The organism is Azospira restricta (assembly GCF_016858125.1).
Lineage (GTDB): Bacteria > Pseudomonadota > Gammaproteobacteria > Burkholderiales > Rhodocyclaceae > Proximibacter > Proximibacter restrictus.
On sequence record NZ_CP064781.1, the window covers coordinates 227,665 to 252,648 of the forward strand.

Annotated in this window: 24 protein-coding genes; 6 read left to right on the forward strand and 18 right to left on the reverse strand. The window is 70.3% G+C overall.

What is annotated here, in order from left to right; translation table 11 throughout:
* Positions 1 to 21 precede the first annotated feature (21 nt).
* The 3 genes from IWH25_RS01060 to IWH25_RS01070 all read left to right on the forward strand — a co-directional run bounded on the left by IWH25_RS01060 (position 22) and on the right by IWH25_RS01070 (position 2,847).
* The gene (locus tag IWH25_RS01060; protein WP_203387513.1) at positions 22 to 909 is read left to right on the forward strand and encodes an ATP-binding protein; all 888 of its coding nucleotides are present in this window, start codon (positions 22 to 24) and stop codon (positions 907 to 909) included.
* On the forward strand, positions 906 to 1,865 hold the full coding sequence (locus tag IWH25_RS01065; protein WP_203387514.1) for a Nudix family hydrolase: 960 nt from the start codon (positions 906 to 908) through the stop codon (positions 1,863 to 1,865). Before IWH25_RS01060 ends, IWH25_RS01065 begins: the two co-directional genes overlap by 4 nt.
* 85 nt (positions 1,866 to 1,950) lie before the next feature.
* A complete protein-coding gene (locus tag IWH25_RS01070) occupies positions 1,951 to 2,847 on the forward strand; it encodes a DMT family transporter (RefSeq protein WP_203387515.1) in 897 nt (298 codons plus the stop codon).
* Positions 2,848 to 2,968: 121 nt separating this feature from the next.
* Here the strand turns inward: IWH25_RS01070 and IWH25_RS01075 are convergent, their stop codons facing one another.
* The 18 genes from IWH25_RS01075 to glnA form a co-directional block, all read right to left on the reverse strand.
* Positions 2,969 to 3,166 carry a DNA gyrase inhibitor YacG gene (locus IWH25_RS01075; RefSeq protein ID WP_203387516.1) on the reverse strand — a complete coding sequence of 66 codons (198 nt, stop codon included), beginning with the start codon at positions 3,164 to 3,166 and terminating at the stop codon, positions 2,969 to 2,971.
* Positions 3,166 to 3,921, reverse strand: a complete 756-nt coding sequence (zapD, locus tag IWH25_RS01080; protein WP_203387517.1) for a cell division protein ZapD — start codon at positions 3,919 to 3,921, stop codon at positions 3,166 to 3,168. The genes IWH25_RS01075 and zapD overlap by 1 nt, the downstream gene beginning before the upstream one ends.
* A gap of 60 nt (positions 3,922 to 3,981) precedes the next feature.
* Positions 3,982 to 4,602 carry a dephospho-CoA kinase gene (gene coaE / locus IWH25_RS01085; protein WP_203387518.1) on the reverse strand — a complete coding sequence of 207 codons (621 nt, stop codon included), beginning with the start codon at positions 4,600 to 4,602 and terminating at the stop codon, positions 3,982 to 3,984.
* A 1-nt stretch (position 4,603) separates the two neighbouring features.
* Positions 4,604 to 5,281, reverse strand: coding sequence for an SPOR domain-containing protein (locus IWH25_RS01090; RefSeq protein WP_203387519.1), 678 nt, complete (start codon positions 5,279 to 5,281; stop codon positions 4,604 to 4,606).
* 5 nt (positions 5,282 to 5,286) lie between these two features.
* Positions 5,287 to 6,651 (reverse strand): TrpB-like pyridoxal phosphate-dependent enzyme, encoded by a 1,365-nt coding sequence (locus IWH25_RS01095; RefSeq protein WP_203387520.1) that lies wholly within the window; start codon positions 6,649 to 6,651, stop codon positions 5,287 to 5,289.
* A 45-nt stretch (positions 6,652 to 6,696) separates the two neighbouring features.
* Positions 6,697 to 7,092 carry an S-adenosylmethionine decarboxylase family protein gene (locus IWH25_RS01100; protein WP_203387521.1) on the reverse strand — a complete coding sequence of 132 codons (396 nt, stop codon included), beginning with the start codon at positions 7,090 to 7,092 and terminating at the stop codon, positions 6,697 to 6,699.
* Between the two features lie 9 nt (positions 7,093 to 7,101).
* Positions 7,102 to 8,757, reverse strand: a complete 1,656-nt coding sequence (locus IWH25_RS01105; RefSeq protein WP_203387522.1) for an NAD(P)-binding protein — start codon at positions 8,755 to 8,757, stop codon at positions 7,102 to 7,104.
* Positions 8,757 to 10,256 (reverse strand): polyamine aminopropyltransferase, encoded by a 1,500-nt coding sequence (locus IWH25_RS01110; RefSeq protein WP_203387523.1) that lies wholly within the window; start codon positions 10,254 to 10,256, stop codon positions 8,757 to 8,759. The genes IWH25_RS01105 and IWH25_RS01110 overlap by 1 nt, the downstream gene beginning before the upstream one ends.
* 51 nt (positions 10,257 to 10,307) lie before the next feature.
* Positions 10,308 to 10,451 (reverse strand): hypothetical protein, encoded by a 144-nt coding sequence (locus IWH25_RS01115; protein ID WP_203387524.1) that lies wholly within the window; start codon positions 10,449 to 10,451, stop codon positions 10,308 to 10,310.
* Entirely contained in the window at positions 10,452 to 12,392 is a 1,941-nt protein-coding gene (locus IWH25_RS01120) for a DUF4178 domain-containing protein (RefSeq protein ID WP_203387525.1), read from the reverse strand.
* A gap of 34 nt (positions 12,393 to 12,426) precedes the next feature.
* Positions 12,427 to 13,482 carry an SPFH domain-containing protein gene (locus tag IWH25_RS01125; RefSeq protein ID WP_203387526.1) on the reverse strand — a complete coding sequence of 352 codons (1,056 nt, stop codon included), beginning with the start codon at positions 13,480 to 13,482 and terminating at the stop codon, positions 12,427 to 12,429.
* Between the two features lie 42 nt (positions 13,483 to 13,524).
* Entirely contained in the window at positions 13,525 to 13,929 is a 405-nt protein-coding gene (locus IWH25_RS01130; protein WP_203387527.1) for a DUF350 domain-containing protein, read from the reverse strand.
* A gap of 29 nt (positions 13,930 to 13,958) precedes the next feature.
* Positions 13,959 to 14,678 carry a type III pantothenate kinase gene (locus IWH25_RS01135; RefSeq protein ID WP_203387528.1) on the reverse strand — a complete coding sequence of 240 codons (720 nt, stop codon included), beginning with the start codon at positions 14,676 to 14,678 and terminating at the stop codon, positions 13,959 to 13,961.
* A gap of 3 nt (positions 14,679 to 14,681) precedes the next feature.
* The gene (locus tag IWH25_RS01140) at positions 14,682 to 15,473 is read right to left on the reverse strand and encodes a biotin--[acetyl-CoA-carboxylase] ligase (protein WP_203387529.1); all 792 of its coding nucleotides are present in this window, start codon (positions 15,471 to 15,473) and stop codon (positions 14,682 to 14,684) included.
* A 126-nt stretch (positions 15,474 to 15,599) separates the two neighbouring features.
* Positions 15,600 to 17,012 (reverse strand): nitrogen regulation protein NR(I), encoded by a 1,413-nt coding sequence (gene ntrC, locus IWH25_RS01145; RefSeq protein ID WP_203387530.1) that lies wholly within the window; start codon positions 17,010 to 17,012, stop codon positions 15,600 to 15,602.
* Positions 17,013 to 17,038: 26 nt separating this feature from the next.
* Positions 17,039 to 18,139 (reverse strand): nitrogen regulation protein NR(II), encoded by a 1,101-nt coding sequence (gene glnL / locus IWH25_RS01150; protein WP_203387531.1) that lies wholly within the window; start codon positions 18,137 to 18,139, stop codon positions 17,039 to 17,041.
* Between the two features lie 34 nt (positions 18,140 to 18,173).
* Positions 18,174 to 18,641 (reverse strand): DUF4124 domain-containing protein, encoded by a 468-nt coding sequence (locus tag IWH25_RS01155; protein WP_203387532.1) that lies wholly within the window; start codon positions 18,639 to 18,641, stop codon positions 18,174 to 18,176.
* Between the two features lie 119 nt (positions 18,642 to 18,760).
* Complete coding sequence (gene glnA / locus IWH25_RS01160; RefSeq protein WP_203387533.1) at positions 18,761 to 20,176, reverse strand: type I glutamate--ammonia ligase; 1,416 nt, start codon at positions 20,174 to 20,176, stop codon at positions 18,761 to 18,763.
* Positions 20,177 to 20,474: 298 nt separating this feature from the next.
* Here glnA and IWH25_RS01165 point away from each other — a divergent pair, with 298 nt between their 5' ends.
* From IWH25_RS01165 to IWH25_RS01175, 3 genes are all read left to right on the forward strand, one after another.
* Complete coding sequence (locus IWH25_RS01165; RefSeq protein ID WP_203387534.1) at positions 20,475 to 20,924, forward strand: rhodanese-like domain-containing protein; 450 nt, start codon at positions 20,475 to 20,477, stop codon at positions 20,922 to 20,924.
* Positions 20,925 to 20,963: 39 nt separating this feature from the next.
* A complete protein-coding gene (gene nadA / locus IWH25_RS01170; RefSeq protein WP_203387535.1) occupies positions 20,964 to 22,058 on the forward strand; it encodes a quinolinate synthase NadA in 1,095 nt (364 codons plus the stop codon).
* A gap of 187 nt (positions 22,059 to 22,245) precedes the next feature.
* Positions 22,246 to 24,978, forward strand: coding sequence for an EAL domain-containing protein (locus IWH25_RS01175; RefSeq protein ID WP_203387536.1), 2,733 nt, complete (start codon positions 22,246 to 22,248; stop codon positions 24,976 to 24,978).
* Positions 24,979 to 24,984: the final 6 nt, after the last annotated feature.

Below are 24,984 nucleotides of genomic sequence, written 5' to 3' on the forward strand. Positions count from 1 at the left end.
CCCGCATTCTACCGCCCCGCCATGACCGATCTCGCCAGATTCCTGCAACGCGCCGAACGACTCCTCGAGCGCATCGACACCGTGCTGCCGGTGCCGCCGGCCGCCCCCGACTGGCGCGCCGCCGTCGCCTGCCGCTGGCGCAAGGGCGCCAACGGCCGCGGCTGGCTGCAGCCGGTGGCGAAGCCGCACCCGATCCGCCTGAAAGACCTGAAGGACATCGACGACCAGAAGGCGCGCGTCGCCGCCAACACGCGCCAGTTCGTCGCCGGCCTGCCGGCCAACAACGTGCTGCTCACCGGCACGCGCGGCTGCGGCAAATCCTCGCTGATCAAGGCGCTGCTGAACGAATACGCGAAGAAGGGGCTGCGCCTGATCGAGGTCGACAAGGCCGACCTGGTCGACCTGCCGGACATCGTCGACCTGGTACAGGACCGCCCCGAGCGCTTCATGATCTTCTGCGACGACCTCTCCTTCGAGGCCGGCGACGCCACCTACAAGGCGCTCAAGGTCGTGCTCGACGGCTCGGTCGCGGCGCCGCCGGACAACGTGCTGATCTACGCCACCTCGAACCGCCGCCACCTGATGCCGGAATACTTCTCGGAGAACCTGGAGACGCACACCGTCGACGACGAGATCCACCCCGGCGAGGCGATCGAGGAGAAGGTCTCGCTGTCCGAGCGCTTCGGCCTGTGGATCTCGTTCTACCCGTTCTCGCAGGACGAGTACCTGGACATCGTCGCGCACTGGCTGCGCCACTTCGGCGTCGCCGATGCGGCGATCGCCGGCGCCGAGCGCGACGCGCTGAACTGGGCGCTGCAGCGCGGTTCGCGCAGCGGCCGCGTCGCCTGGCAGTTCGCCAAGGACTGGGCCGGCATGCAGGCCGCGAAGCCGGCGAAGCGCACGAAGTGAGCAAGGTGACGCTGGTTTCCGCCGCGGTGCTGCTGCGCGCAAGCGACGGCGCGCCGCCCGGCGTGCGCGACGAGTTCCTGCTCGCGCGTCGCCCCGAGGGCAAGGTCTACGCCGGCTGGTGGGAATTCCCCGGCGGCAAGGTCGAGCCGGGCGAGACCTTCCGCGACGCGCTCGTGCGCGAGCTGCACGAGGAGCTCGGGATCGCGATCACGGCGGCGACGCCGTGGCTGACCCGCGAGTTCGTCTACCCGCACGCCACCGTGCGCATCCGCTTCTTCCGCGTCACCGCCTGGGACGGCGAGATCCACCCGCACGAGCACGACGCGGTCGCCTGGCTGCGCGCCGACGCGCCGCCGACGGTCGAGCCGATCCTGCCGGCCAACGGGCCGATCCTGAAGGGGCTGGCGCTGCCGACGCTGTGCGCGCTGACCAACGCCGAGGAGAACGGCGTCGACGCCGAACTGGCGCGGCTGGAAGGCGCGCTCGCCGGCGGCCTGCGCTTCGTGCAGGTGCGCGACAAGACGCTGCCGGCGGCCGAACGCGAGCGGCTGGCGCAGGGCGTCGTCGCGCGCGCGAAGCCGGCCGGCGCGATCGTCGTGGTCAACGACGACGCGGCGCTGGCGCAACGCGTCGGCGCCGACGGCGTGCACCTGTCGGCGGACGCGCTCAACGGCTGCGCGCAGCGCCCGGACTTCGCCTGGGTCGGCGCCTCGTGCCACACGGCGGAGGAGCTGGACAAGGCCGCGGCGCTGGAGCTCGACTACGCGCTGCTCGGCCCGGTGCTGCCGACGCCGACGCATCCGCAGGCGGCCGGCCTCGGCTGGGACGCCTTCGCACAGCTGGTCGAGCGCAGCCCGCTGCCGGTGCTGGCGCTGGGCGGCATGCGGCCGGCGATGATGGACGCGGCCTGGGCGCACGGCGCGCACGGCATCGCGCTGCTGCGCGGCTGGGCGTGAGCCGGCCGGCGCGACGCAAGAAACGGGTGGCGCCGGCGGCCGGCGGCGCCGATGCTGCCGCCGACCACCCCACGCCACGCTCGCGATGACCCACGCCAACCTCTGCCGCCTGCTCGCGCTCGCCGCGATCTGGGGCGCCTCGTTCCTGTTCATGCGCGTCGGCGCGCCGGCGGTCGGGCCGGCGGCGCTGATCTTCCTGCGTGTCGCGCTCGCCGCGCTGTTCCTCGTCGCCGTCGCCGCCGCGCTGACGAAGCCGCTGCAGCTCGCGCGCAACTGGCGGCACTACCTGGTGCTCGGGCTGTTCAACTCGGCGCTGCCCTTCCTGCTCTTCGCGCACGCGGCGCTGACCGTGTCCGCGTCGCTGCTGTCGATCCTCAACGCGACGGCGCCGATCTGGGGCGCGCTGCTCGGCGCCGTCGTCACGCGCACGCGACTGTCGGCGAAGGCGGCGGCCGGGCTGCTGCTCGGCATCGCCGGCGTCGCCGTGCTCGCCGGGGTCGAGGCCGCGGCGCTACCGGCCGGCGGCGGCCGGGCGATCGCGGCGGCGCTCGGCGCCGCGCTGTGCTACGGCATCGCGACCACCTACGCGCGCTCGACGACGGCGGTCGACGCCTTCGCCAACGCGCACGGCAGCATGTGGGCGGCGACCGTCTGGGTGCTGCCGGCGCTGTGGCTGGCGCCGCTGCCGACGGCGCTGCCGGAGGCGCCGGTGGTCGCCGCGATCGTCGCCCTCGGCATCGTCTGCAGCGGCGTCGCCTACCTGCTCTATTTCCGCTTGATCGCCGAGATCGGCGCGATGCCGACGCTGACCGTGACCTTCCTGATCCCGGCCTTCGGCGTGTTGTGGGGACATCTGTTCCTCGGCGAGGCGGTCGGCTGGCACACGCTCGCCGGCGCCGTGCTGGTACTCGCCGGCACCGCGCTCGCCACCGGCTTCTCGCCGCGCGCGGCGTTCGCGGCACGGGCGGCCGGAGCGCGCTGAAGCCCGATCGGCAAGCGCCGGGCGCGGGTCACGGGGCGGCAGAAACGAGCAGGGAGCCGCGCGGAAAGAAGCGGCGACGAACGGCAGGGAAAGCGCGACCGGGCGGGCAGCGGCCGTCGCCTCACTCCTTCGGCGGCGGGCCGTCCTCGGGCAGGCCCTGCTCGTCCTGCACCGGCACGCGGTACGACTCGTCGGCCCAGCAGCCGAGGTCGATCAGCTTGCAGCGCTCGGAGCAGAACGGGCGCCACTTGTTCTCCGGGCTCCACACGGATTCGCCCCCGCACTGCGGGCAGCGCACTTTCGGCGGTGTCGCGGCCATCAGAGGTTGCAGAAGGTCATGTCGAAGGCCACCTCGCGGTCGCAGGGACGCGGCCGCAGGTCGCCGTCGGGCGAGGTGAAGCGGATGTTCAGCGCGTACTTGTTGGCGCTGATTTCGGGGATGCAGGGATCGCCCAGGCGGACCGACACGCGCACCATCTGCGCGGTGCTGCCGCCGAGCATCATCTGGAAGGTGCCGTTCTTCGCCAGCTGGTGTTCCGGGCGGCCGCTCGCGCGCAGCAGGCGGAGCACGATCGCCAGGCCGTCGCGCAGCGGCAGCAGCGGCTTCAGCCAGCCGAGAATCGCGTTGCGCCGGGCGTCGGACGACTGGTGCAGCCAGTAGTGGTAGGACGGCAGGTCGAATTCGCAGACGCCGCCGGGGATCGCGGCGCGGCTCTTGATGCCCATCAGCCAGTCGTTCTCGCGCAGGTACTGGCCCATCTTGCCGGTCATCGCCAACAGCGCGGCGGAGGCCTGCTCGATCTCGTACAGCGCGCCGGACAGGGCTTCCTCGGAAATCTCGGGATTGTTGCGGAAGGCGAGCAGCGTCTGGCGCTGGCGCTCGAGTTCCTGGATCAGGTCCATCTTGAGGTCGGCGCGGCCGGCGACCTCGAGGATTTCGAACAGCGTGACGAGGGCGACGTGGTGTTCCTGCGCACCGTCGTGCTGCAGGAAATGCGAGGTTTTGTCGAACAAATCCTCCAGGCGCAGCAGCGTGCGGATGCGCTCATTGAAGGGATATTCGTAGGTAATCACGCCGCCGGCCGGTCCAGACGCTGGAAAATGCTTGGATTCTGAACCATTTGCAACAAAATCTCAACAGTTTGCCTTAACTTTGGTCAAAGCCGCCCCGAGGTATTGGCGATGCAGGCGCTCGACCTGCGCCGGCAACGCCGAGGGCGGGCCGTCGTTGTCGATCACGTCGTCGGCGGCAGCCAGCCGCGCCGCGCGCGTCGCCTGCGTCGCCATGATCGCGCGCACCTCGGCCGCGGACAGGCCGTTGCGCGCGACGACCCGCGCCAGCTGCGTCGCCTCGGCGCAATCGACGACCAGGATGCGGTCGCAGCGCTCGCCATAGCTGCCGGACTCGACCAGCAGCGGCACCGCCAGGATGACGTAGGGTGCGCTCGCGGCGTGCACCTGGCGGTCGGCCTCGGCGCGGATCAGCGGATGCAGGATGCCTTCGAGGCGCGCCTTCGCCGCCGGCTCGGCGAACGCGCGCGCGCGCATCGCCGCGCGGTCGAGCGCGCCGTCGGCGCGCAGCACCCCATCGCCGAAGGCGGCGGCGATCGCCGGCATCGCCGCGCCGCCGGGGGCGGTCAGCGCGTGCGCGATGGCGTCGGTGTCGACCAGCGCCGCGCCCTGCGCGACGAACAACCCGGCGACGGTGCTCTTGCCGCTGCCGATGCCGCCGGTGAGGCCGACCACGTAGCTCACGTCAGCCCTTGCCGCAGGCGCCGGTCTTCGCCGCCGGCAGCGCCGCGGCGACCGCTTCGCGCGCCGCCTCGACCAGCGCTTCCGGGCCGCTCGCCTCGACCGCCAGCAGCTCGCCGCGTGCACTGCCCCGCGGGCCGGTCTTCGCGCTGCGCACGCCTTTCGCGCGCAGCGCGGCGAGCCGGTCCTCGGCCGCCTGCTCGCTGGAGAAGATGCCGAGCGAGATGGCGAAGCGGTTGGGACCGGCGTCCTGGATCACGAAGTATTCCGGCACGCCGAGCCGCTTCAGCTCGCCGGCCTTCCTGTCGGCCTCGGCCTTGTTCGCCAGCGGCGGGATGAACACCCACCACGAATGGCCATCCGGCACGGCATGGCGGACGCGGCGCAGCGCGGTGAAGCGCTCGCCGGCGAGCGCACCGTCGACGGCGTCGGCATCGGCGGCGCTCAGCGCCGTCCACGCCAGACAGCCCTCCTTGACCGGCTCCGGCGCCGCCGCCGACGCCGGAGCCGGTGCCGGTGCCGGTGCCGGCGGCCTGTCGCGCGAAACGACGCGCAGCCGGTCGGCGGCGAGCTGCTGGCCGAGGCGCACGGCATCCGGGTTGTCGTCGCCGCCGAGGTAGCCCTGGCTCCAGGCGAGGAAGACCAGGTTGGCGAGGACCAGCAGGAAGACGAAGACGCGCATCGCGATCAGCCCACTTTCGGCAGGTGCGCCAGCGACGCGGCGATGGCCTCGGCCGGGTAGGCGTAGTCCTCGAGCTGGCCGGCGAAGTAGCGGTCGTAGGCGGCCATGTCGAAGTGGCCGTGACCGGTCAGGTTGAACAGGATCACCTTCGGCTCGCCGGTGGCCTTGCATTTGAGCGCCTCGTCGATCGCCGCGCGGATCGCGTGGCAGGACTCGGGCGCCGGCACGATGCCCTCGGCGCGCGCGAACTGGACGCCGGCCTCGAAGGTGGCGAGCTGCGGCACGGCGACGGCCTCGATCTGCTTCTCGTGGTAGAGCTGCGAGACCAGCGCCGAATCGCCGTGGTAACGCAGACCGCCGGCGTGGATGCCGGGCGGCATGAAGTCGTGGCCGAGCGTGTACATCTTCATCAGCGGCGTGTAGCCAGAGGCGTCCCCGAAGTCGTAGGCGTAGTGGCCTTTCGTCAGCGTCGGGCACGAGGTCGGCTCGACGGCGACGCAGCGCAGGTGCTGCGCGCGCCGGTCGCCGGCGGCCTTGTCGGCGAGGAAGGGGAAGGCGATGCCGCCGAACGACGAGCCGCCGCCGCAGGGGCCGAGGATCACGTCCGGGTAAAGGCCGATCTTGTCGAACTGCTTCTTCGCTTCCAAGCCGATGATCGTCTGGTGCAGCAGCACGTGGTTCAGCACCGAACCGAGGCCGTAGGTGGTGTCGGCGCGCGACGCGGCCGCTTCGACCGCTTCCGAGATCGCGAGCCCGAGCGAGCCCGGGTTGTCGGGGTCGAGCGCCAGCGCCTTGCGCCCGGCCTCGGTCATGTCGGTCGGGCTGGCGAACACCTCGGCGCCCCAGGTCTGCATCAGCGAGCGGCGGAACGGCTTCTGCTGGTAGCTGACCTTGACCATGTAGATGCGCACGGCGATGCCGAACATCTGCCCGGCGAAGGCGAGCGACGAGCCCCATTGGCCGGCGCCGGTCTCGGTGGTCATGCGGCGGATGCCGGCAGCGTGGTTGTAGTAGGCCTGCGGCACCGCCGAGTTCGGCTTGTGCGAGCCGGCCGGCGAGACGCCCTCGTTCTTGTAGAAAATCTTCGCCGGCGTGCCCAGCATCTTCTCCAGGCGCACGGCGCGGCACAGCGGCGCCGGCCGCCACAGCGCGTAGATCTGGCGCACTTCCTCGGGAATCGCTATCCAGCGCTGGGCCGACATCTCCTGTTCGAGGATGTTGTCGGGGAAGATCTCGGCCAGCTTCGCCGGCGGCACCGGCTGGCCGTCCGGGCCGAGCGGCGGCGCCGGCGGATTCTCCAGGTCGGCGACGACGTTGTACCAATGCGTCGGAATCTCGTTCTGGTCGAGCAGGATGCGCGTGGTTTCCATGGACTCCCCTGTGCTTCGCGGTATTTTTATGAGCGGAAAAGTATATCAGTCCGTCCCGCCGCCCTCGCCCGCCGGCCCGCCGCGCAGCAGCTCGCGACGCACGACGTCCGCCGGCGCGAAGGCGGCGAGCAACCGGTCGAAGGCGGCGCGTGCCGCTAGGCTGTTGTCCTGGCTGAAGTTGCAGACATAGAGGTCGAGCGTCACCGCCGCGAGTTCCGGCCAGGTATGCACGGCGAGGTGCGACTCGGCGAGGATCACCGCGCCGGTGGCGCCGGCCGGCGTGCCGGCGTTCTCGAACTGGTGGAACAGCTCGCCGACCGGGGTCAGCCCCGGCACCGCGCAGACGGCGAGGCACAGTTCGCGCAGCGCCGAAGCGTCGCTGAGCAGGCGCGCGGCGCAGCGGCAATCGTGGGCTTCGGCGATCAGATGCAGTCCCTGCATGCGCCCTCCTCAGGCGAGCGATGTCGAAAAGCGCACGCCGAGCTGCTGCAGCGTGCGTTCGGCGGCGAGCACGCCGCGGTATTGCGCCTCCTCGAACAGCGAGAAGCCGGAAACGTCGGCGTGCGCGAAGCGGATGCGCGGGTGCCCGGCGGCGAAGGCCTCGCGTGCGCCGCCCCAGACGAAGCCGACGGTCGGCCGCGCCATCGCGTGGCCGTAGCGGACGACGTCGAGCCGCGTCGTCAGCTCGTGGATTTCCGGGTGCGGCCGCGCCAGGTCGGACAGCACCGCCGCCGCCCAGGCTTCGCGCGACAGGCCCAACAGCAGCTCGCGGCCGCGCGCCGGCGCATGCTCGCTGAGCGCGCGGTAGTAGGTGAGCACGGTCGGCCCGGGGCGCTGGCGCAGCGTCTGGTGCGTCGACACGACGTAGCCCAGCCCGGGGCTGTCGGCGAGCACATTGTCCCAGGCCAGCGGCGCGCCGGCGTGCGTTTCCGGTTCCGCCGCCAGCGTCAGGTTGGCGACCAGCCACGGCGCATGGCTCCACGCCCGGCTCGCCGCGAGCCACGCCTGCGTCGCCGCGTCGCGGCCGGCGAAGACATGCGGCAGCAGGTGGAGCGGCGCCGCCCAGATCAGCTGCTCGGCGACGACGCGCAGCACGCGTTCCTCGCCGGCCAGCCACAGGTCGACCTCGACCGCGCCGCTGCGCCCTTGGCCGCGCTCGCCACTTTCGGCGACGCGGCAGGCGACGGCGCCGGTCAGCACCGGGCCGCGGACGCCGGCGGCGAGCCCGCGCGCCAGCCAGGCGTTGCCGTCGGGCGCGGTGAGCACGACGTCGTCGGCGACGTCCGTGGCCTGGCCGCTGCGGCAGGCGAAGTAGTGGATGCCGGCCCAGGCCGAGACGGCGTCGCTGCCGGCGCCGTAGTCGTCGCGGCAGGCGTAGTCGACGTACCAGTGCAGCTGCGCTGCGGCGAAGCCCTCGCGGCGCAGCCAGTCGCGCATCGACAACCGGTCGAGCGCGAGCAGCGCCGGATCGCGGCTGGACAAGGCCATCGGCAGCGCGAAGGCGCGCCGGCCGTCGCCGCCGCGCGCGTGGCGATACGCGGCCATGCGTTCGAGGAAGCGCGCGACCTCGGCGCGCTCGCCGGCGCCGACGCCGAGCGTCGGCAGCAGCCCCTCCTGCCACAGTCCGTCGCGCCACAGCCGCTCCTGTGGCGCCGCGCACAGGTAGCGTTCGTCGTACGCGGGCCGCGCCGCGCGCGGGTCGCCCCGGAGCACGCCCAGTTCGGCGAGCAGCTCGCGCGTCGCCGTCGCCTCGCGCGTCGGCAGCGGCAGGTAGTGCGCGCCGAGCGGACAGGGGCCGGCCGGCGTATTGCCGGCGCGCGAGTTGCCGCCGGTCTCGCCCTCCATCTCGGCGAGCAGGTAGTCGTCGACGCCGGCGCGCGACAGCTTCCACGCCGCGGCGAGGCCGCCGACGCCGCCGCCGACGATCAGCACCGGCACGCGGCGCGTCGCCGACGGCGCCGGCAGGCCGCCGTCGCGCAGGCGGTGGCCGAGCGCCGGCGAGGCGCCGAGCAGCTCGCCCGGCGGCAGCGGCGGCGCCTTCGCGCAGCCGGCGAGCGGCGCGACGGAGAGGGCGGCGGCGGCGCCGAGGAAAGCGCGGCGACGCATCAGCGGATCACCCGCCGCCACTCCGCCTCGAAGTAGCGCACCAGCACCTGGTTGTTGAGGCGGTTCACCTCGGCCTCGACGCGCGCCATGTCGGCGGGGAATTCGAACAGGCCCGGCGTCGTCGCCGGCGTCAGGTAGCGGGTCGGCACCGGATAGCTCGCCGGCGGCGCATAGCCGCGGCGGCCGGCGAGCACGAAGCCCCATTCGCCGAACGACGGCACCAGCGCGTGGTACGGCGTCGCCACCAGGCCGGCGCTCTCGATCGTCGTCACCACGCACCAGAACGACTGCCGTGCGTACAGCGGCGAGGTCGACTGCACCACCGCCAGCCCGGTCTCGGCGAGGTGCTTCTCGAGCAGGCGGTAGAAGGCGCTGCTGTAGAGCTTGCCGATCGCGAAGTTGGACGGGTCGGGGAAGTCGACGACGATGAAGTCGAAACGCTCGCCGCTCTCTTCCAGCCACTTCAGCGCGTCGGCGTTGATCGTGCGCACTTTCGGCGAGCGCAGCGCGTCGGCGTTCAGCGCGGTGAGCGCCGGCGCCGTCGAGAACAGCCGCGTCATCGCCGGGTCGAGGTCGACCAGCGTCACCGACTCGACCTGCGGGTACTTCAGGATCTCGCGCACGGCGAGCCCGTCGCCGCCGCCGAGCACCAGCACGCGCTTCGCGCCGGGCAGCGTGGCGAGGCCGGGATGGACCAGCGCCTCGTGGTAGCGGTACTCGTCGCGCGAGCTGAACTGCAGGTTGTTGTTCAGATGCAGGCGCAGGTCGTCCTTCCAGCGCGTGACGACGATGCGCTGGTAGGGCGAGCTCTCGGCGTGCACGATGTCGTCGGCGTAGAGGTGGGCCTCGGCGAAGTCGGTCGCCGCGCCGGCTCCGGCGAAGGCCGCGACGAGCACGGTGACGGCGGCCAGGCATTGGCCGCGCAGCCAGGTGGCGGACGGCAGCTGCGCGCGGAAGAGATGGATCGCCCACAGCGCGACGAGCACGTTCAGCAGCCCGAAGAACAGCCCGCTGCGGATCAGCCCGAGATGCGGCACGAGCAGCACCGGGAAGAGGATCGAGACGGCCAGCGCGCCGAGGTAGTCGAAGGTCAGCACCTGCGAGACGACGTCCTTGAAGGCCAGCTCGCGCTTCAGGATGCGCATGATCAGCGGGATCTCGAGGCCGACCAGGATGCCGATGACCAGCACCAGCGAATAGAGCAGCAGCTGGAACGGCGCCGACAGCCAGACGAAGAGGAAGAAAAGCGCCGCCGCCGAGAAGCCGCCGACGACGCCGACCATGACCTCGATCTGCACGAAGCGGGCGACCAGGTCGCGCACGATGTAGCGCGACAGCCAGGAACCGATGCCCATCGCAAAGAGATAGGAACCGATCACCGTCGAGAACTGCGTCACCGAGTCACCGAGCAGGTAGCTGGCGAGCGCGCCGGCGATCAGCTCGTAGGCGAGGCCGCAGGAGGCGACGACGAAGACCGAGAAGAGCAGGGCCTGGCTCATCGCGCGCTCCGGCGCGCCAGGGTCGGGTACATCGGCAAGGTCTTTCGCTTCCTACTTGTGATAGAGCCGGCTGCCGGAGCCGCGCGGGCCCTGCGCGGCGCTCGCTTCCTTGTCGAACAGGTTCCAGCCGGCGTACTGCGCGTAGCTGAACAGCGCCAGCGCGAGGATGCCGGCGAGCAGGTTGCCCTTGACCATCTAGTCGTCCTCTCCGTCGTCGTCGCCGCCGTCGTCGGCCAGGCTGCTCTCGCTCCAGCGCCGCGTCTCGAAGGCGGCGTTACGCCAGCGTGTGAACAGCGGAAAGGCGACGAGGAAGATCATCAGCAGCACGTAGTTCGACCAGCCCGGCGCGTTGCGCACGACCTCGACGGTATCGACCACCTGCGCGCGCCGGTCGCTGCCGAGCTCGTAGTCGACCGCCAGGTAGTAGGTGCCGGGCGGCACGTCCTTGAACACGATGTCCTCGCCCTTCGTTCCCTCGGACCAGCTCTCGCCGTCGTCGACGCCCTGGTAGTGCGCGATCTCCTGCGCGCCGAGCCAGGTCTTGCCGGTGCTCTTGTCGACCAGCGTCGTCGTCAGCGACAGCCAGTTGTTGTCGATGTCGGTGCTGTGGTCGACGCGCAGCGTGCGCGCCGTGCCCTTCAGCACGAAGTCGGGCGAGCGCAGCGTCACCTCGTCCTGCGTCGGCGAGAAGACGAAGCGGTGCTTGAGCACGCTGTTCGTCGCGCCGACGACGGCGAAGGCGATCTGCAGCACCAGCGCGACCAGCGCGAACTTCCAGAACAGCCGGCAGACGCCGCGGTGGCGTTCGCCGTAGGGGTTCGGCTGGTTGGCATAGACGCCGACCGGCGTCGGCAGCGGCAGCGTCGGCGCGAAGGCCTGGCGCACCGCATCCGCCGCCAGGTACTCGCCCTGCGACCAGCTCGCCTCCTTGTCGCTGACCTCGCGCGACAGCATCCGCGGCGGGCAGATGTAGTCCTCGGCGAGGCAGCGCTCGCCGACCTTGACGCGCCAGTAGAACTCGCCGGCGACGTAGGTCACCTCGGCGTGGCCGGTGTTGAACAGGCGGTATTGCTCGTCCTGGAACTTGAAGTCGAGCTGGCCGCGCGCGGCACGCGGGATCTCGGACAGCGTGCGCACGAAGTTCCAGTGCCCCTGGTCCTCGACCAGCCACGCGAAACCGCCGCTGCCGGCGTCGAACAGCAGGTACTCGGACCAGTCGTAGTCGATGCCCTCGACCGTCGTCCGCCGCTTGAGGAAACCGATGATCTCCCAGTCGACGCCGGCCAGCCGGCCCTTGCTGCCGAGGGGCAGCGCCGGCACCTCGTGCACCGTCTGCGCGGCGCGTGCGAGCAGGCGGATGTTCTCGTTCTCGACGCCGATGATCGAGCCGCAGCTCTCGCAGCCGACGCTCTCGATCGCCGGCGAGTGCAGCGTCAGCGGCGACGCGCAGTGCGGGCAGTTGAACGCGCGCACCTTGAAGTCGGCCGCCCCGCCGACGGCGACGCCGCCGCTCTCGTCGCGCGTCGGGCGCAGGTTGGCAAGCGACAGCTCGGCGAACTTCGCCGGGTAGCCGACGAAGACCAGCGGCGGCGTCTCGCTGTAGTCGAGGGTGACGAAGCGATCCTCGCTGCGCAGGTCGGCGGTGTTCACGTCGTAGCCGGCCTCGACCTTGAACGGCAGTTCGCCGGCGCCGGCGATGCAGCGCGCGGTCTCGAGGTCGGTGACGGTGAAGCTGCGCCCGGCCAGCGTCACCGCCATCTCCGGCTCAAGCGATTCGAACGCCGGGATCGCCTCGGCGACCGGCACCAGCGCGCTGACCACGTATTCGCCGGAGGCTTCCGACAGCCAGCCGCTGCGGCCGTCGTCGAACAGGACGTGCCACTCGTTCCACAGGCCGGCGTCGTGCTTGAGCTGGATGCGCCCGATCACCGCGAAATGCACGCCGCGGTAGCGGCCCTCGCTGCCGAGCTGGATGCGCGACGCGTCCTCGAGCAGGTCGGCCATGCGGCCGATGTTCTCGACGTCGTCGCCATGGCGCAGCAGCGTGCTGCGGCAGAACTCGCAGACGGCGTAGAGCGACGCGGCCGAGCGGAAGCCGACCGGCGCGCCGCAGGAGGGACAGGTGGCGGTTTTCACGCGGAGGTTCGGGAGGACGGGGCGACCCCGCCGTTCAGCTCAGTTTGCCCAGCAGCTCCGCCTTCTTCGCGTCGAATTCGGCCTGCGTCAGGATGCCCTTGCCGACCAGCGCGTGCAGTTTCTCCAGCGTCGCCACCACCTCGTCGGCGCTGACGCCGGCGGCCGCTGCAACCGCGGGGGCCGCCGGCGCAGCGGGCGTTGCCGGCGCTGCCGGCGCGGCGCCGGGCTGCAGAGCCTGCGTCATCGACTGCGCCATCGTCTGCCCGACCGCCAGCCCGGCGCCGACGCCGGCGCCGATGCCGGCCAGCCCGCCCTCGTTCTGCGCCGCCAGCGGGATCGCGTTGGCCGTCTGGTACTGCGTGTAGCGACCCATGTCGCCGATGATGTTCATGCCGATCTTGGTGTCGAGCACCTTCTGCAGCTCCTCCGGCAGCGACACGTTCTGCACCGCGAAGGCATCGAGTTCGAGGCCGTAGCGCTCGAACACCGGCAGCAGCTTCTCCTGCATCGCGCGGCCGAACTCGACCTGGTTCGCCGCCATGTCGATGAAGGGCACGCCGGATTCGCCGAAGAGGTCGCTCATCGTCGCCACGACCAGGTTGCGCAGCTGGCCGTCGAGGTCGTCGACGGGATAGCTGTCGCGGGTGCCGGAGATCTCGCGATAGAACTTGCCGGGGTCGGCGATCTTGTACGAGTAGATGCCGAAGGCGCGCATGCGCACCATGCCGAAATCCTTGTCGCGGATCGTGATCGGGTTCGGCGTGCCCCACTTGCGGTCGAGCTGCAGGCGGGTCGAGAAGAAGTAGACGTCGGACTTGAAGGGCGACTCGAACAGCTTGTCCCAGTTCTGCAGGTTGGTCAGCACCGGCAGCGTCTGCGTCGTCAGCTTGTAGAGGCCGGGGCCGAAGACGTCGGCGACCTTGCCCTCGTTCACGAACACCGCCATCTGCGATTCGCGCACCGTCAGCTGCGCGCCGTACTGGATCTCGAAGTCCTGCATCGGGTAGCGCCAGGCGAGCGTGCCGTCGCCCTCCTCGGTCCAGTGGATGACGTCGATGAACTGTTTCTTGATGAAGTCCATGAGGGCCATGGCGGTCTCCTGAGGTCGGACGTGGAACGACGGAAAGGGAAATCAGTAGCTCATGCAGGCGGCATTGATGATGCCGACGCCGACCGACAGCGCGGCGAGGAAGATCGCCGGCGCCATCTTGCCGTCGTGGATGTCGACGCGCATCGCCGGCAGCCCGAAGCGCACCGCGAGGTAGGCGAGGATCTGCACCACGCCGGCGATCGCGCCCCAGGCGGCGAGGTCGGCGAGCGTGTCGCTGTGCGCGATGGCGTTGGCGATCGGCAGCACGAAGCCGAGCAGCGCGCCGGACAGGCTGATCGCGGCGGCGGCGTTGCCGGCGCGGATCAGCGCGAATTCCTCGTACGGCGTGACGTTCACATAGACCAGCAGGAACAGCGCGATCAGCAGCACAGCGACGCCGAAATAGGCAAAGAAGGAAGGCAAGGCGGTGAGCAGATGATTCAGCACGGAAGACCTCCCCTGTCGTCGGGTGCGAATTAGGTGGCGGCGGCGTAGCGCGCCAGGCCGTCGAGAACCAGATTCTCCGCCACTTCCGCCGGTATGTTCAAGTCATGAATGAGGCGCGGCGCGGCGCCGCCGGTGAGCAGGCAGCGCGCGCCGGGTTCGCCGGCGATCGCCGCGAACATGCGCTCGATCGCGCCGAGCTGTGCAGCCAGGCAGCCGCTGACGATGGCGTCCATGGTGTTGGTCGGCGCCGGCCGGAAATGGCCTTCGGCGAACGGCAACTGCGCGGTGTTGCGGGCGAGCGACGCGCGCATCAGGTCGAAGCCGGGCAGGATCACGCCGCCGCGGAAACGGCCATCGGCGGCGAGCACGTCGATCGTCGTCGCGGTGCCGGCGCAGACGACCAGGCAGGCGTCCGCGCAGCGGCCGCGAGCGCCGAGCAGCGCCGCCCAGCGGTCGGCGCCGAGCTGTTCGGGACGCGCGTAGCCGTTGCTCACGCCGCAGCATTCGGCGCTCGCGACGAACAGGCGGAGGTCGGCGCCGGCAGGCAGCGCGCCGAAGATCGCGTCGCGCGCCGCGTCGCCGGCGACGTTGCAGAGCACGATGCGCGCGCCGCGCGGCCAGCCGGCGGCGACCGCGACGAGCGCCGCCGCGTCGGCGGTCGGCAGCGCGCCGTTGGCGAGCCATTGCCCGCCGTCGCGCACGCCCCACTTGATGCGGGTGTTGCCGGCGTCGATGGCGACGATCGTCATCGTTCAGGCGGCGCGCAGCGAGAGGTCGCCGGACAGGCAGCGCTCGACGCCGCGCGCGGTGTCGACGAGCAGCGCGCCGTCGGCGTCGGCGCCGCGGCAGACGCCTTCGAGTTCGACGCGGCCGTCGCGCAGCACGCGCACCGGCGCGTCCTGCCAGGCGTGCAGCGCCTGCCATTCGTCGCGCAGTGCCGGGAAGCCGTCGGCGGCGAAGCGGTCGAGCGCCGGCGCCAGCGCCAGCAGCAGTTCGGCGAGCAGCGCGTGGCGCTCGGGCAGCGCCGGCAGCGCGTCGGCAAGCGCCGCCGGCGGCGCGTCGAGCGCGGCGTCGGCCGGCGGCGGCAACAGGTTGATGCCGATGCCGATCACCGCGACCATGCCGCGCCGTTCGCTGGACAGCTCGACGAGCACGCCGGCGAGCTTCCTGCCGGCGAGCAGCACGTCGTTCGGCCACTTCAGCGCGGCGCCGCGCACGCCGAGCGCGGCCAGCGCGTTGGCGACGCCGACGCCGACCGCGAGCGAGAGGCCGGCGAGGCGCTCGACGCCGCCATCGAAGCGCCACAAGAGCGAGAAGGTGAGACTCGCGTCGGGCGACGATGCCCACTGCCGGCCGCGCCGGCCGCGGCCGGCGGTCTGCCGGTCGACGACGAGGACGCTGCCGGAGCCGGCACCGCGCGCGGCGCGTTCGAGCAGCAGGTCACTGGAGGAGGTGCCCTCGGCCAGCGCGTCGACGTCGAAGCGGGCGGCGCTGGCGCCGAGCAGCGGTTTCAGGCGGACGGGATCGATCAAGGCGGCAGACATGGTGGCATTATCGCCGAATCGGCGCCGACGGGCGCGGGGCGGCACGCCGCCCCGCACGAACGCTCAGGCTGCGTAGTGCGACGCCTAAACGTCGTAACGCGACGCTTAGGCGTCGTAGCGCGAGGCTTACGCCTCGTCCCCCTTGCCGCGATCGAGGCCGAGTTCCTGAATCTTGCGCGTGATCGTGTTGCGGCCGATGCCGAGCGCCAGCGAGGCCTCGATGCGGCGGCCACCGGTGTGCGCCAGCGCGCGGTTGATCAGGATGCGCTCGAAGGCCTGGCTCAGGCGCTCGTGCACGTCGCCGCTGCCGGCGGCGAGCAGGCGGTCGACTTCCGACGACAGCGCGCTCTCCCAGTCGCCGGCGACGCTCGCCGCCGGCGCCGCCTCGCGCAATTCGGGCGGCAGGTCGGCGATCTCGACGGTCTGCCCCGGCGCCATCACCGTCAGCCAGTGGCAGAGGTTCTCCAGTTGGCGCACGTTGCCGCGGAAGTCGAGCGAAGTGAGGAACTTGAGCGTCGCCTCGGACAGGCGCTTGCTCTCGACGCCGAGCTCCTGCGCGCTCTTGGCGAGGAAGTGCTTGGCCAGCAGCGGGATGTCCTCGCGCCGCTCGCGCAGCGCCGGCAGCCGAATGCGGATGACATTGAGGCGGTGGAACAGATCCTCGCGGAACAGCCCCTCCTTGACCCGCGTCTCCAGGTTCTGGTGCGTCGCGGCGATGACGCGGACGTTGGCCTTGATCGGCGAGTGGCCGCCGACGCGGTAGAAATGGCCGTCGGAGAGCACGCGCAACAGGCGCGTTTGCAGTTCGGCCGGCATGTCGCCGATCTCGTCGAGGAACAGGGTACCGCCCTCGGCCTGCTCGAAGCGGCCGCGCCGCTGCGCCTGCGCGCCGGTGAACGCGCCGCGCTCGTGGCCGAAGAGTTCGGATTCGAGCAGGTCCTTCGGGATCGCGGCGGTGTTGATCGCGACGAAGGGCTTGTCGGCGCGCGGGCTGTGCCGGTGCAGCGCGCGCGCGACCAGCTCCTTGCCGGAGCCGGACTCGCCGGTGATCAGCACGGTCGCGTGCGACTGCGACAGGCGGCCGATGGCGCGGAACACCTCCTGCATCGCCGGCGCCTGGCCGAGGATCTCCGGCATCAGGCCGGCCTCTTCGGGCGCACCTGTTTGGTGCATCGATTGGTCGATCGCGCGCCGGATCAGTTCCAGCGCCTGGTCGACGTCGAAGGGCTTGGGCAGGTATTCGAAGGCGCCGCCCTGGAACGCGGCGACCGCCGATTCGAGGTCGGAATAGGCGGTCATGATGATCACCGGCAGCGCCGGAAAGCGCGCCTTCACCTGCTGCAGCAGCTCCAGCCCGGACTGGCCGGGCATGCGGATGTCGGACAGCAGCACCTGCGGCGCCTCGGCGCCGCGGTCGAGCTGCGCCAGCGCCTCGACCGCCGAGGCGAAGCTCTTGAACGGAATCTGCTCGCGGGCCAGGGTCTTCTCCAGCACCCAGCGGATGGAGCGGTCGTCGTCAACGATCCAGACGGGTTTCATGATTTTTCACGCGGCCTTGGTTGGGGTCATGCCGAAGCAGAGCGAGTTTCGTGCCCGTTCGCCGGGGACTCCAGCGGCAGGCGGATGATGAACTCGGTGCAGCCCGGCCGGCTCTCGCATTCGATCGTGCCGTGATGGTGCAGCACGAAGTTCTGCGCGATCGTCAGGCCGAGCCCGGAACCGCCCTCGCGGCCCGAGACGAGCGGGTAGAACATGCGCTCGCGGATGTCCGGCGGGATGCCCGGACCGTCGTCGATCACGCGCAGCTCGAGCGCCAGCCGGTAGCGCTTCTTGGCCAGCGTCACCTGGCGCACGGCACGCGTGCGGAGCGTGATCGTGCCGCTGCCGCCCATCGCCTGCGCGGCGTTGCGGCCGATGTTGAGGATCGCCTGGATCAGCTGCTCGCGGTCGCCGACCAGGTCGGGCAGACTGGTGTCGTAGTCGCGGCGCACCGCCAGCGTCTGTGGGAATTCGGCGACGAGCAGGCTGCGCACGCGCTCGAGCACCTCGTGGATCGACACCGCCCCCGGATGCATCGGCCGCTGCGGCGTCAACAGGCGCTGCATCAGATCCTGCAGGCGGTCGGCCTCCTTGATGATGACCTGCGTGTATTCGCGCAGCGCCGGCGCGCTGGGCAGCCCGCCCAGCTCGTGCTCGAGCAGCTGCGCGGCGCCGCGGATGCCGCCGAGCGGATTCTTGATCTCGTGCGCGAGATTGCGGATCAGTTCGCGGTTGGCCTGCTGCTGCTCGAGCAGGCGCTCCTCGCGGCTCGCCTTCAGCTGCTGGTCGATCGGCCACATCTCGATCAGCAGGCCGCCGCCGGCGGCCTCGACCGGGGTCACCGTGCAGTTGACCTGCAGCGCCTCGCCGTCGGCGCGCTTCAGCTCGACATTCTGGCCGGTGTAGGCCCAGCGGTTCAGCAGCGCCTCGTCGAGCGCGGTCTGCAGGCCGTGCGAATAGTTGAGCACTTCCTGCAGCGGCTTGCCGGCCAGCGTCTTCAGGCTGGCGGCGACGAGGTTTTCGGCGGCGGGGTTGAGGTAGCGGATGCGGCAGGCGTCGTCGACGAGGACGACCGCGGACGCGAGCAGGTCGAGGCCGCGGAAGGGGTGCAGGGTTCGATCGGACATGCGCTCTGGGTAGCAAGAAGCGCGCCGACGAGCGTCAGCGGAGGTTCTGCAGTTCCTTCTTGATCGCTTCGAGGTTGCGTTCGTGCAGCTGGATCTGGTCGCGCAGCGGCTGCGTGCGCTCCTGCACCTTGCCCTGGTTGATCGCGCCGCCGACGTTGCGGTCCTCGGGACGCGGCTCCTCGGCCTCGGCCAGCCGCTTCTTCGCGTCGTCGAGGTTCTTCTGCTCGGCCGCCAGTTCCTGGTCGAGGATCTTGCGCCGGTCGCTGTCGCGCGCCTTCTGCGCCCCCTCGTCGACGCGCGGGAAGCCGGCCGGCGTCGGCGCCTTCGCCGCCGGCTTGGCGGCCGGGATGGTCGAGATCGGGTCGAGGTTCATCTTCGCGCAGCCCTTGGTCGCCACGTTGGAATACGTGACGTGGCCGCTCGCGTCGGTGCACTTGTAGATCTCCGCGTACGCCGGCAGGGACGCCAGCGCCAGCAGCCCAATCGTCGGGGTCAGTCGCATCGCTCCTCCATCTTCTTCTGGTCGCAGCGAGTTTAACGCATCAAAACGACAGCGGCGTACAGCCCGCGCAAAGAAAAAGGGCGGGGAAAACCCCGCCCTTTCGGTACGCTGCGAACGGCTTAGCAGCTGTAGTACATGTCGAACTCGACCGGGTGGGTCGTCATCCGGACGCGGTTCACTTCGTCCATCTTCAGGGCGATGTAGGCATCGATCCAGTCGTTGGAGAAGACGCCGCCGCGGGTCAGGAAGTCGCGGTCCTTGTCCAGCGCGTCAAGGGCCTCGTCGAGGCTGGCGCAGACGGTCGGGATCAGCTTGTCCTCTTCCGGCGGCAGGTCGTACAGGTTCTTGTCGGCCGGGTCGCCCGGGTGGATCTTGTTCTGGATGCCGTCGAGGCCGGCCATCAGCAGCGCGGCAAAGCACAGGTACGGGTTGGCGATCGGATCCGGGAAGCGGGTCTCGATGCGGCGGGCCTTGTCGGACGCGACGTGCGGGATGCGGATCGAGGCCGAGCGGTTCTTCGCCGAGTAGGCCATCTTGACCGGGGCTTCGTAGTGCGGCACGAGGCGCTTGTACGAGTTGGTGCCCGGGTTGGTGATCGCGTTCAGCGCCTTGGCGTGCTTGATGACGCCGCCGATGTAGAACAGCGCGGTCTCGGACATGCCGGCGTAGCCGTTGCCCGCGAACAGGTTCTTGCCGTCCTTCCAGATCGACTGGTGCACGTGCATGCCCGAGCCGTTGTCGCCGACGATCGGCTTCGGCATGAAGGTGGCGGTCTTGCCGTACTGGTGGGCGACGTTATGCACGACGTACTTCAGGATCTGCGTCCAGTCGGCGCGCTTGACCAGCGTGCTGAACACGGTGCCGATTTCGCACTGGCCGGCGGTGGCCACTTCGTGGTGGTGCACTTCGACCGGCACGCCCAGCGCTTCCAGCGTCAGCACCATCGCCGAGCGGATGTCGTGCAGGCTGTCGACCGGCGGCACCGGGAAGTAGCCGCCCTTGACGGTCGGACGGTGGCCGGAGGCGCCGTTGCCCTCGTTCTTCTCGCCCGAGGCCCAGGCCGCTTCGGCGGAGTGGATCTTCAGCGAGCAGCCGGACATGTCGACGTTCCATTCGACGCCGTCGAAGATGAAGAATTCGGGTTCCGGACCGAAGTAGGCGGTGTCGCCGATGCCCGAGGCCTTCAGGTAGGCTTCGGCGCGCTTGGCGATCGAGCGCGGGTCGCGGTCGTAGCCGCGGCCGTCGGTCGGGTCGACGACGTCGCAGGTCAGGACGACGGTGGTCTCGTCGAAGAACGGGTCGACGTAGGCGGTCGCGGGATCCGGCATCAGCAGCATGTCGGAGGCCTGGATACCCTTCCAGCCGGCGATCGAGGAACCGTCGAAGGCGTGGCCGGACTCGAACTTGTCTTCGTCGAACGCGCTGACCGGCACGGTCACGTGCTGTTCCTTGCCGCGGGTGTCGGTGAAGCGGAAGTCAACGAACTTGGCGTCGCTTTCCTTGACCAGCTTGATGACGTCTTGCGGGGTTGCCATAGTGCAAAGTCTCCTGAACGAATGCCGGCCCGGCCGGCTGGTAACCAAAAATCGTGCGTGACGCTTTGAGCAGAAAGCATGCCACCCGGCCACGGCGGGACTTGGCATTGTGCCACAAGCATCCGGGCCGACCGCAGCAATTTCAGAAGGCACCATTGCGGTGCAAATCGGCGCAACAACGCACCATATAGGTGCATTTGCATCATCACATACACGCGGCACGATTCCGGGGCAGACGCGCCGACGCCCGCCGGCTGCCGTATACTTGCACCCCCTTCCTCTCCACTCTGGTCGATCCATGGGCAGGCTGTCCGAAATTCTGCAACTGGCCCGCGCGCGCGCCGAGGCCCAGCAACTCCCCTACGCCGGCGCGCTGACGCCGCAGGAAGCCCACGAAGTCCTGCAGCTGGCGCCGGGCGCGCGGCTGGTCGATGTGCGCACGCGCGCCGAATGGGTGTGGGTCGGCCGCATCCCGGGCGCAGTCGAGATCGAATGGCAGAACTGGCCGGAGGGCGCGACCAACCCGAACTTCCTCGCGCAGCTGCGGCAGCAGGTCGACCGCGAGGTACCGGCGCTGTTCATGTGCCGCAGCGGCGTGCGTTCGCACAAGGCGGCCGAGCTGGCCGCCGCGAACGGCTGGAGCGAGAGCTACAACATCCTCGAGGGCTTCGAGGGCGACAGGGACGCCGCCGGCCGGCGCGGCAACGTCGGCGGCTGGCGCAAGGCCGGACTGCCGTGGACCAACTGAAACACTGAACGTCACGCCATTCGCAGGATCGGAAACAGCATGCAGACCATCGCCTTCGACAAGTTCAACCTGATGCAGGACAAGGATTGCCAGGAGCGCATCCGCGCCGCGCGCGCGAAGCTCGGCAAGAAAGCGGTGCTGCTCTGCCACCACTACCAGCGCGCCGACGTCTACCAGCACGCCGACCTCACCGGCGACTCGCTGAAGCTGTCGCGGCTCGCGTCGCAGACCGATTCCGAATACATCGTCTTCTGCGGCGTGCATTTCATGGCCGAGGTCGCCGACATCATGTCGGCGCCGACGCAGACGGCGATCCTGCCCGACCTCGCCGCCGGCTGCTCGATGGCGGACATGGCCAACCTGGCCAAGGTCGAGCGCTGCTGGCGCGAGCTCGACGAAGTGCTGGGCAAGGCGGAAGCGCTGGTGACGCCGGTCACCTACATCAACTCGGCGGCCGACCTGAAGGCCTTCTGCGGCGAGCGCGGCGGCATCGTCTGCACCTCGTCGAACGCCGGCAAGATCGCGCAGTGGGCGTTCGCCCAGCGCGAGAAGATCCTCTTCTTCCCGGACCAGCACCTCGGCCGCTGGACCGGCCACAACCTCGGCATCGCGATGGACGAGATGCTGGTCTGGGACCCCGACCTCGAGTTCGGCGGCCTCACCCCGGAGCAGATCAGGAAGGCGAAGATCCTGTTGTGGAAGGGCCACTGCTCGGTGCACCAGATGTTCCAGCTCTCGCACATCAAGCGCTTCCGCGAGCAGCACCCGGACGGCATCGTCATCGCGCATCCGGAATGCAACTTCGACGTCTGCGCCAACTCGGATTACGTCGGCTCGACCGAGCACATCGTGAAGACGATCAAGGAGGCGCCGGCGAACACGCGCTGGCTGGTCGGCACCGAGCTCAACCTGGTCGACCGGCTGGCCAACGAGGTCAAGCCGGAAGGCAAGATCGTCCAGTTCATGGCGCCGACCGTCTGCATGTGCTCGACGATGCAGCGTATCGACCCGCAGCACCTCGCCTGGACGCTGGAGAACCTGGCCGAGGGCAAGGTCGTGAACCCGATCCGCGTGCCCGCGCACGAGGCGGCGCTGGCCAAGCTCGCGCTGGAGCGGATGCTCGCCGTGTCGTGATCCGCCTGGCGCCCGTCGCGACGGGCGCGCGCCGGCGTCGCTAGAAACAGGGACAGACGCTTTCGCTTTAGGTCGGTAGCATATCGCCTGCCCCACCCACTGCCGCCCGAACCGACCGGACCCCTCCGCGTCGGGCCGCTGCCGGAACCCGGGGACATTGCGACTGCCTACAGGGTAACCGACCGACATGACGCCCAGAGCGTGCTGCATTGAACCGAACGGCGAACTGCGCTCGAAGCTGGTGGCGCTACTCCACGATACCGGCTGGGTCGCCGAGACCTTCGACGACCTCCCCACTCCCGACTGTCCGCTCGCCCAGGACGCTCCCGCCTTCGACCTGATCGTCGCCACCGGCAACCCGCAGCAGGGCTCGCTGCTCGACCTCGTCGCGCGCATCCGCTCCCATTCCGCCTCGGAGACGACGCCGATCGTCGTCCTCGGCAACGAGGACGACGCAGTCACTGCCGAGCAGGCGTTCGTCGCCGGCGTCACCGAGGTGTTCTCCTGGCAGCACCTGGCGGACTTCCGGACCTACCTCGGCAGCTTCGCCGACGACGAGAGCGCCGACATCGCCGGCAGGCGCGTGCTGATCCTCGAGGACGACCGGATCCAGGGCTTCCTGCTGCAAAGCATCCTCGCCAAGGAGGGGCTGGCGCCGATGCTGTTCAACTCGGTCGAATCGGCGCTGGCCGGCGCCGACGCAGCCGACTTCGACGTTGTCATCACCGACCTGGTGCTCGGCCTCGGCCAGTCGGGAGTCAGCTTCATCCGTCGCCTGCGCCAGTCGCAGTGCCGCTCGGCGAACGCACCGATCATTGCCGTTTCCGGGTTCGACGACGATGCCCGCCGCCTCGATGCGCTGCGCGCCGGCGCCGAGTCCTTCCTGCCGAAGCCGGTCGCCCCGGCGGAGCTGTTCTTCCATCTGCGCCGACTCGTCGGCCGTCCGCCGAGCCCGGAGCGCACCCCGCCGCCGCATGCAGGGAGCGCGCTGGACATCCAGGCGCTCGGCAAGCTCACCGAGCGCGAGCAGCTGATCTGCGCGCTGGCGGTCGCCGGCCATCGCGACAAGCGGATCGCGCAGGAGCTCGGGATCAGCTACTGGACCGTGCGCACGCACCTCGCTCGGATCTTCCGCAAGTTCCACGTTTCCAACCGCGTCGGGCTGGCGGCGGCCACTCGTGCCGCCAATGCCGACGAAGAAGCCGGCAGCCGCGGCTCCAGCGTCGACGCGCCGGCCGCGCGCGCCGGCTGGCAGACGCTCAGCGACTGCATCATGGAGCGGATTCCGCTGGGTGTCGTCGTCACCGACCACGTGAGCCGCATCGTCCACGTCAACCGGGCCTATTGCGAGATTTCCGGCTACAAGCGGGACGAACTGCTCGGCCGCACGCCGCGGCTGCTGCGCTCCGACCGCCACCCGCCGGAATTCCACCGCAAGCTGCTGACGACGCTGTCGACTGCCGGCCGCTGGAGCGGCAGCGTCTGGAACCGCAGCAAGTCGGGCCGGGATTACCTGGGCAAGCTGGACATCCGGCGACTCCCGGGCGGCCTGCCGCTGGAGGCAGCGTTCGTCGGCGTCATGTGCGACATCACCGAGGAAAACGCCCACGTCGAGCGGGTGCGCGAGCAGTCGCTGCAGGACCCGCTGACCGGCTTGGCCAACCGCATCCTGCTGCGCGACCGTACGCAATACGAGATCGCCCGCGCGCGGCGCACCGGCGGCCACCTGGCGCTGGCCTTCTTCGATCTCGACAACTTCAAGCCGATCAACGACCAGTACGGACACGCCGTCGGCGACGGCGTGCTGCAGGAGGTCGCCGCCCGCCTGGCGGCCCGCCTGCGTGAACACGACACGCTGGCGCGCATCGGCGGCGACGAATTCGTCGCGCTGCTCACCGACATCGAACACAAGGAGGTCGCCCGTTCGTTGTGCCAGCGCCTGGCCGAGGCGTTCGCGATTCCCTTCGGACCGCGCGGCATCTACGGCCGCGTCGGCACGAGCATCGGCATCAGCCTCTATCCCGAGGATGGACGGGAGTTCGAGACGCTGATCATGCGCGCCGACAGCGCGATGTACCGCGCGAAGCAGGCCGGCGGCAACCGCATCGCCTGTTTCGACCCGTCGGCCGGCCATCCGGGCGAGGGCGAGGCAGGCGACCGGGAACGCCTCGACGCCGCCCTCGACAACCACGAGTTCGAACTGTTGTTCCAGCCGCAGCTCGAACTCGCCAGCGGCCGCATCGTGGCAGCGGAAGCCCTGCTGCGCTGGCGGAATCCGCAGTACGGCCTGCTCGCCGCGGCCCATTTCATCCCCATCGCCGAACGCTCGGGAAGCATCGCCAAACTCGGCGGCTGGGCGCTGCGCCAGGCATGCCGCGCGCTCAAGCGGCTGGCGCGCGCCGGGCATCCGCAGCTGCGCCTGTCGGTCAACGTCTCGCCGCAGCAGATCCTGCGCGGCCAGGCCTTCGCCGACGACGCGCTGGCGGCGATCGCGGACCACGACCTCGCGCCCGGCCGACTCGAACTGGAAATATCGGAAAGCGTCTTCCTGCACAACCCGGAGCAGGCGGTGAAGACGCTCGGCACGCTCGCCGAGCGCGGCGTCTCGCTGGCGCTCGACGGCATCGGCAAGGACTACTTCAGCCCGGCCTACCTGCGTCACCTGCCGTTCCGCGCAATCAAGATCGACCGCCAATGCATCGGCGACGCGCTGTCCGACCCCTACTGCGATTCGGTCGCCCGCTCCTCGCTGCTGCTGGCGCAGGGGCTCGGGCTGGAAGCGATCGCCGAGGGCGTGGAAACCGACGCGCAACTCGCCTTCCTGGATCAGGCGGGCTACCGCCACGCGCAGGGCAACCTGCTCGGCAGCCCGATGCCGCTCGCCGACCTGATCCGACGCCTCGACGACCGGCACGGCTAGCCACCC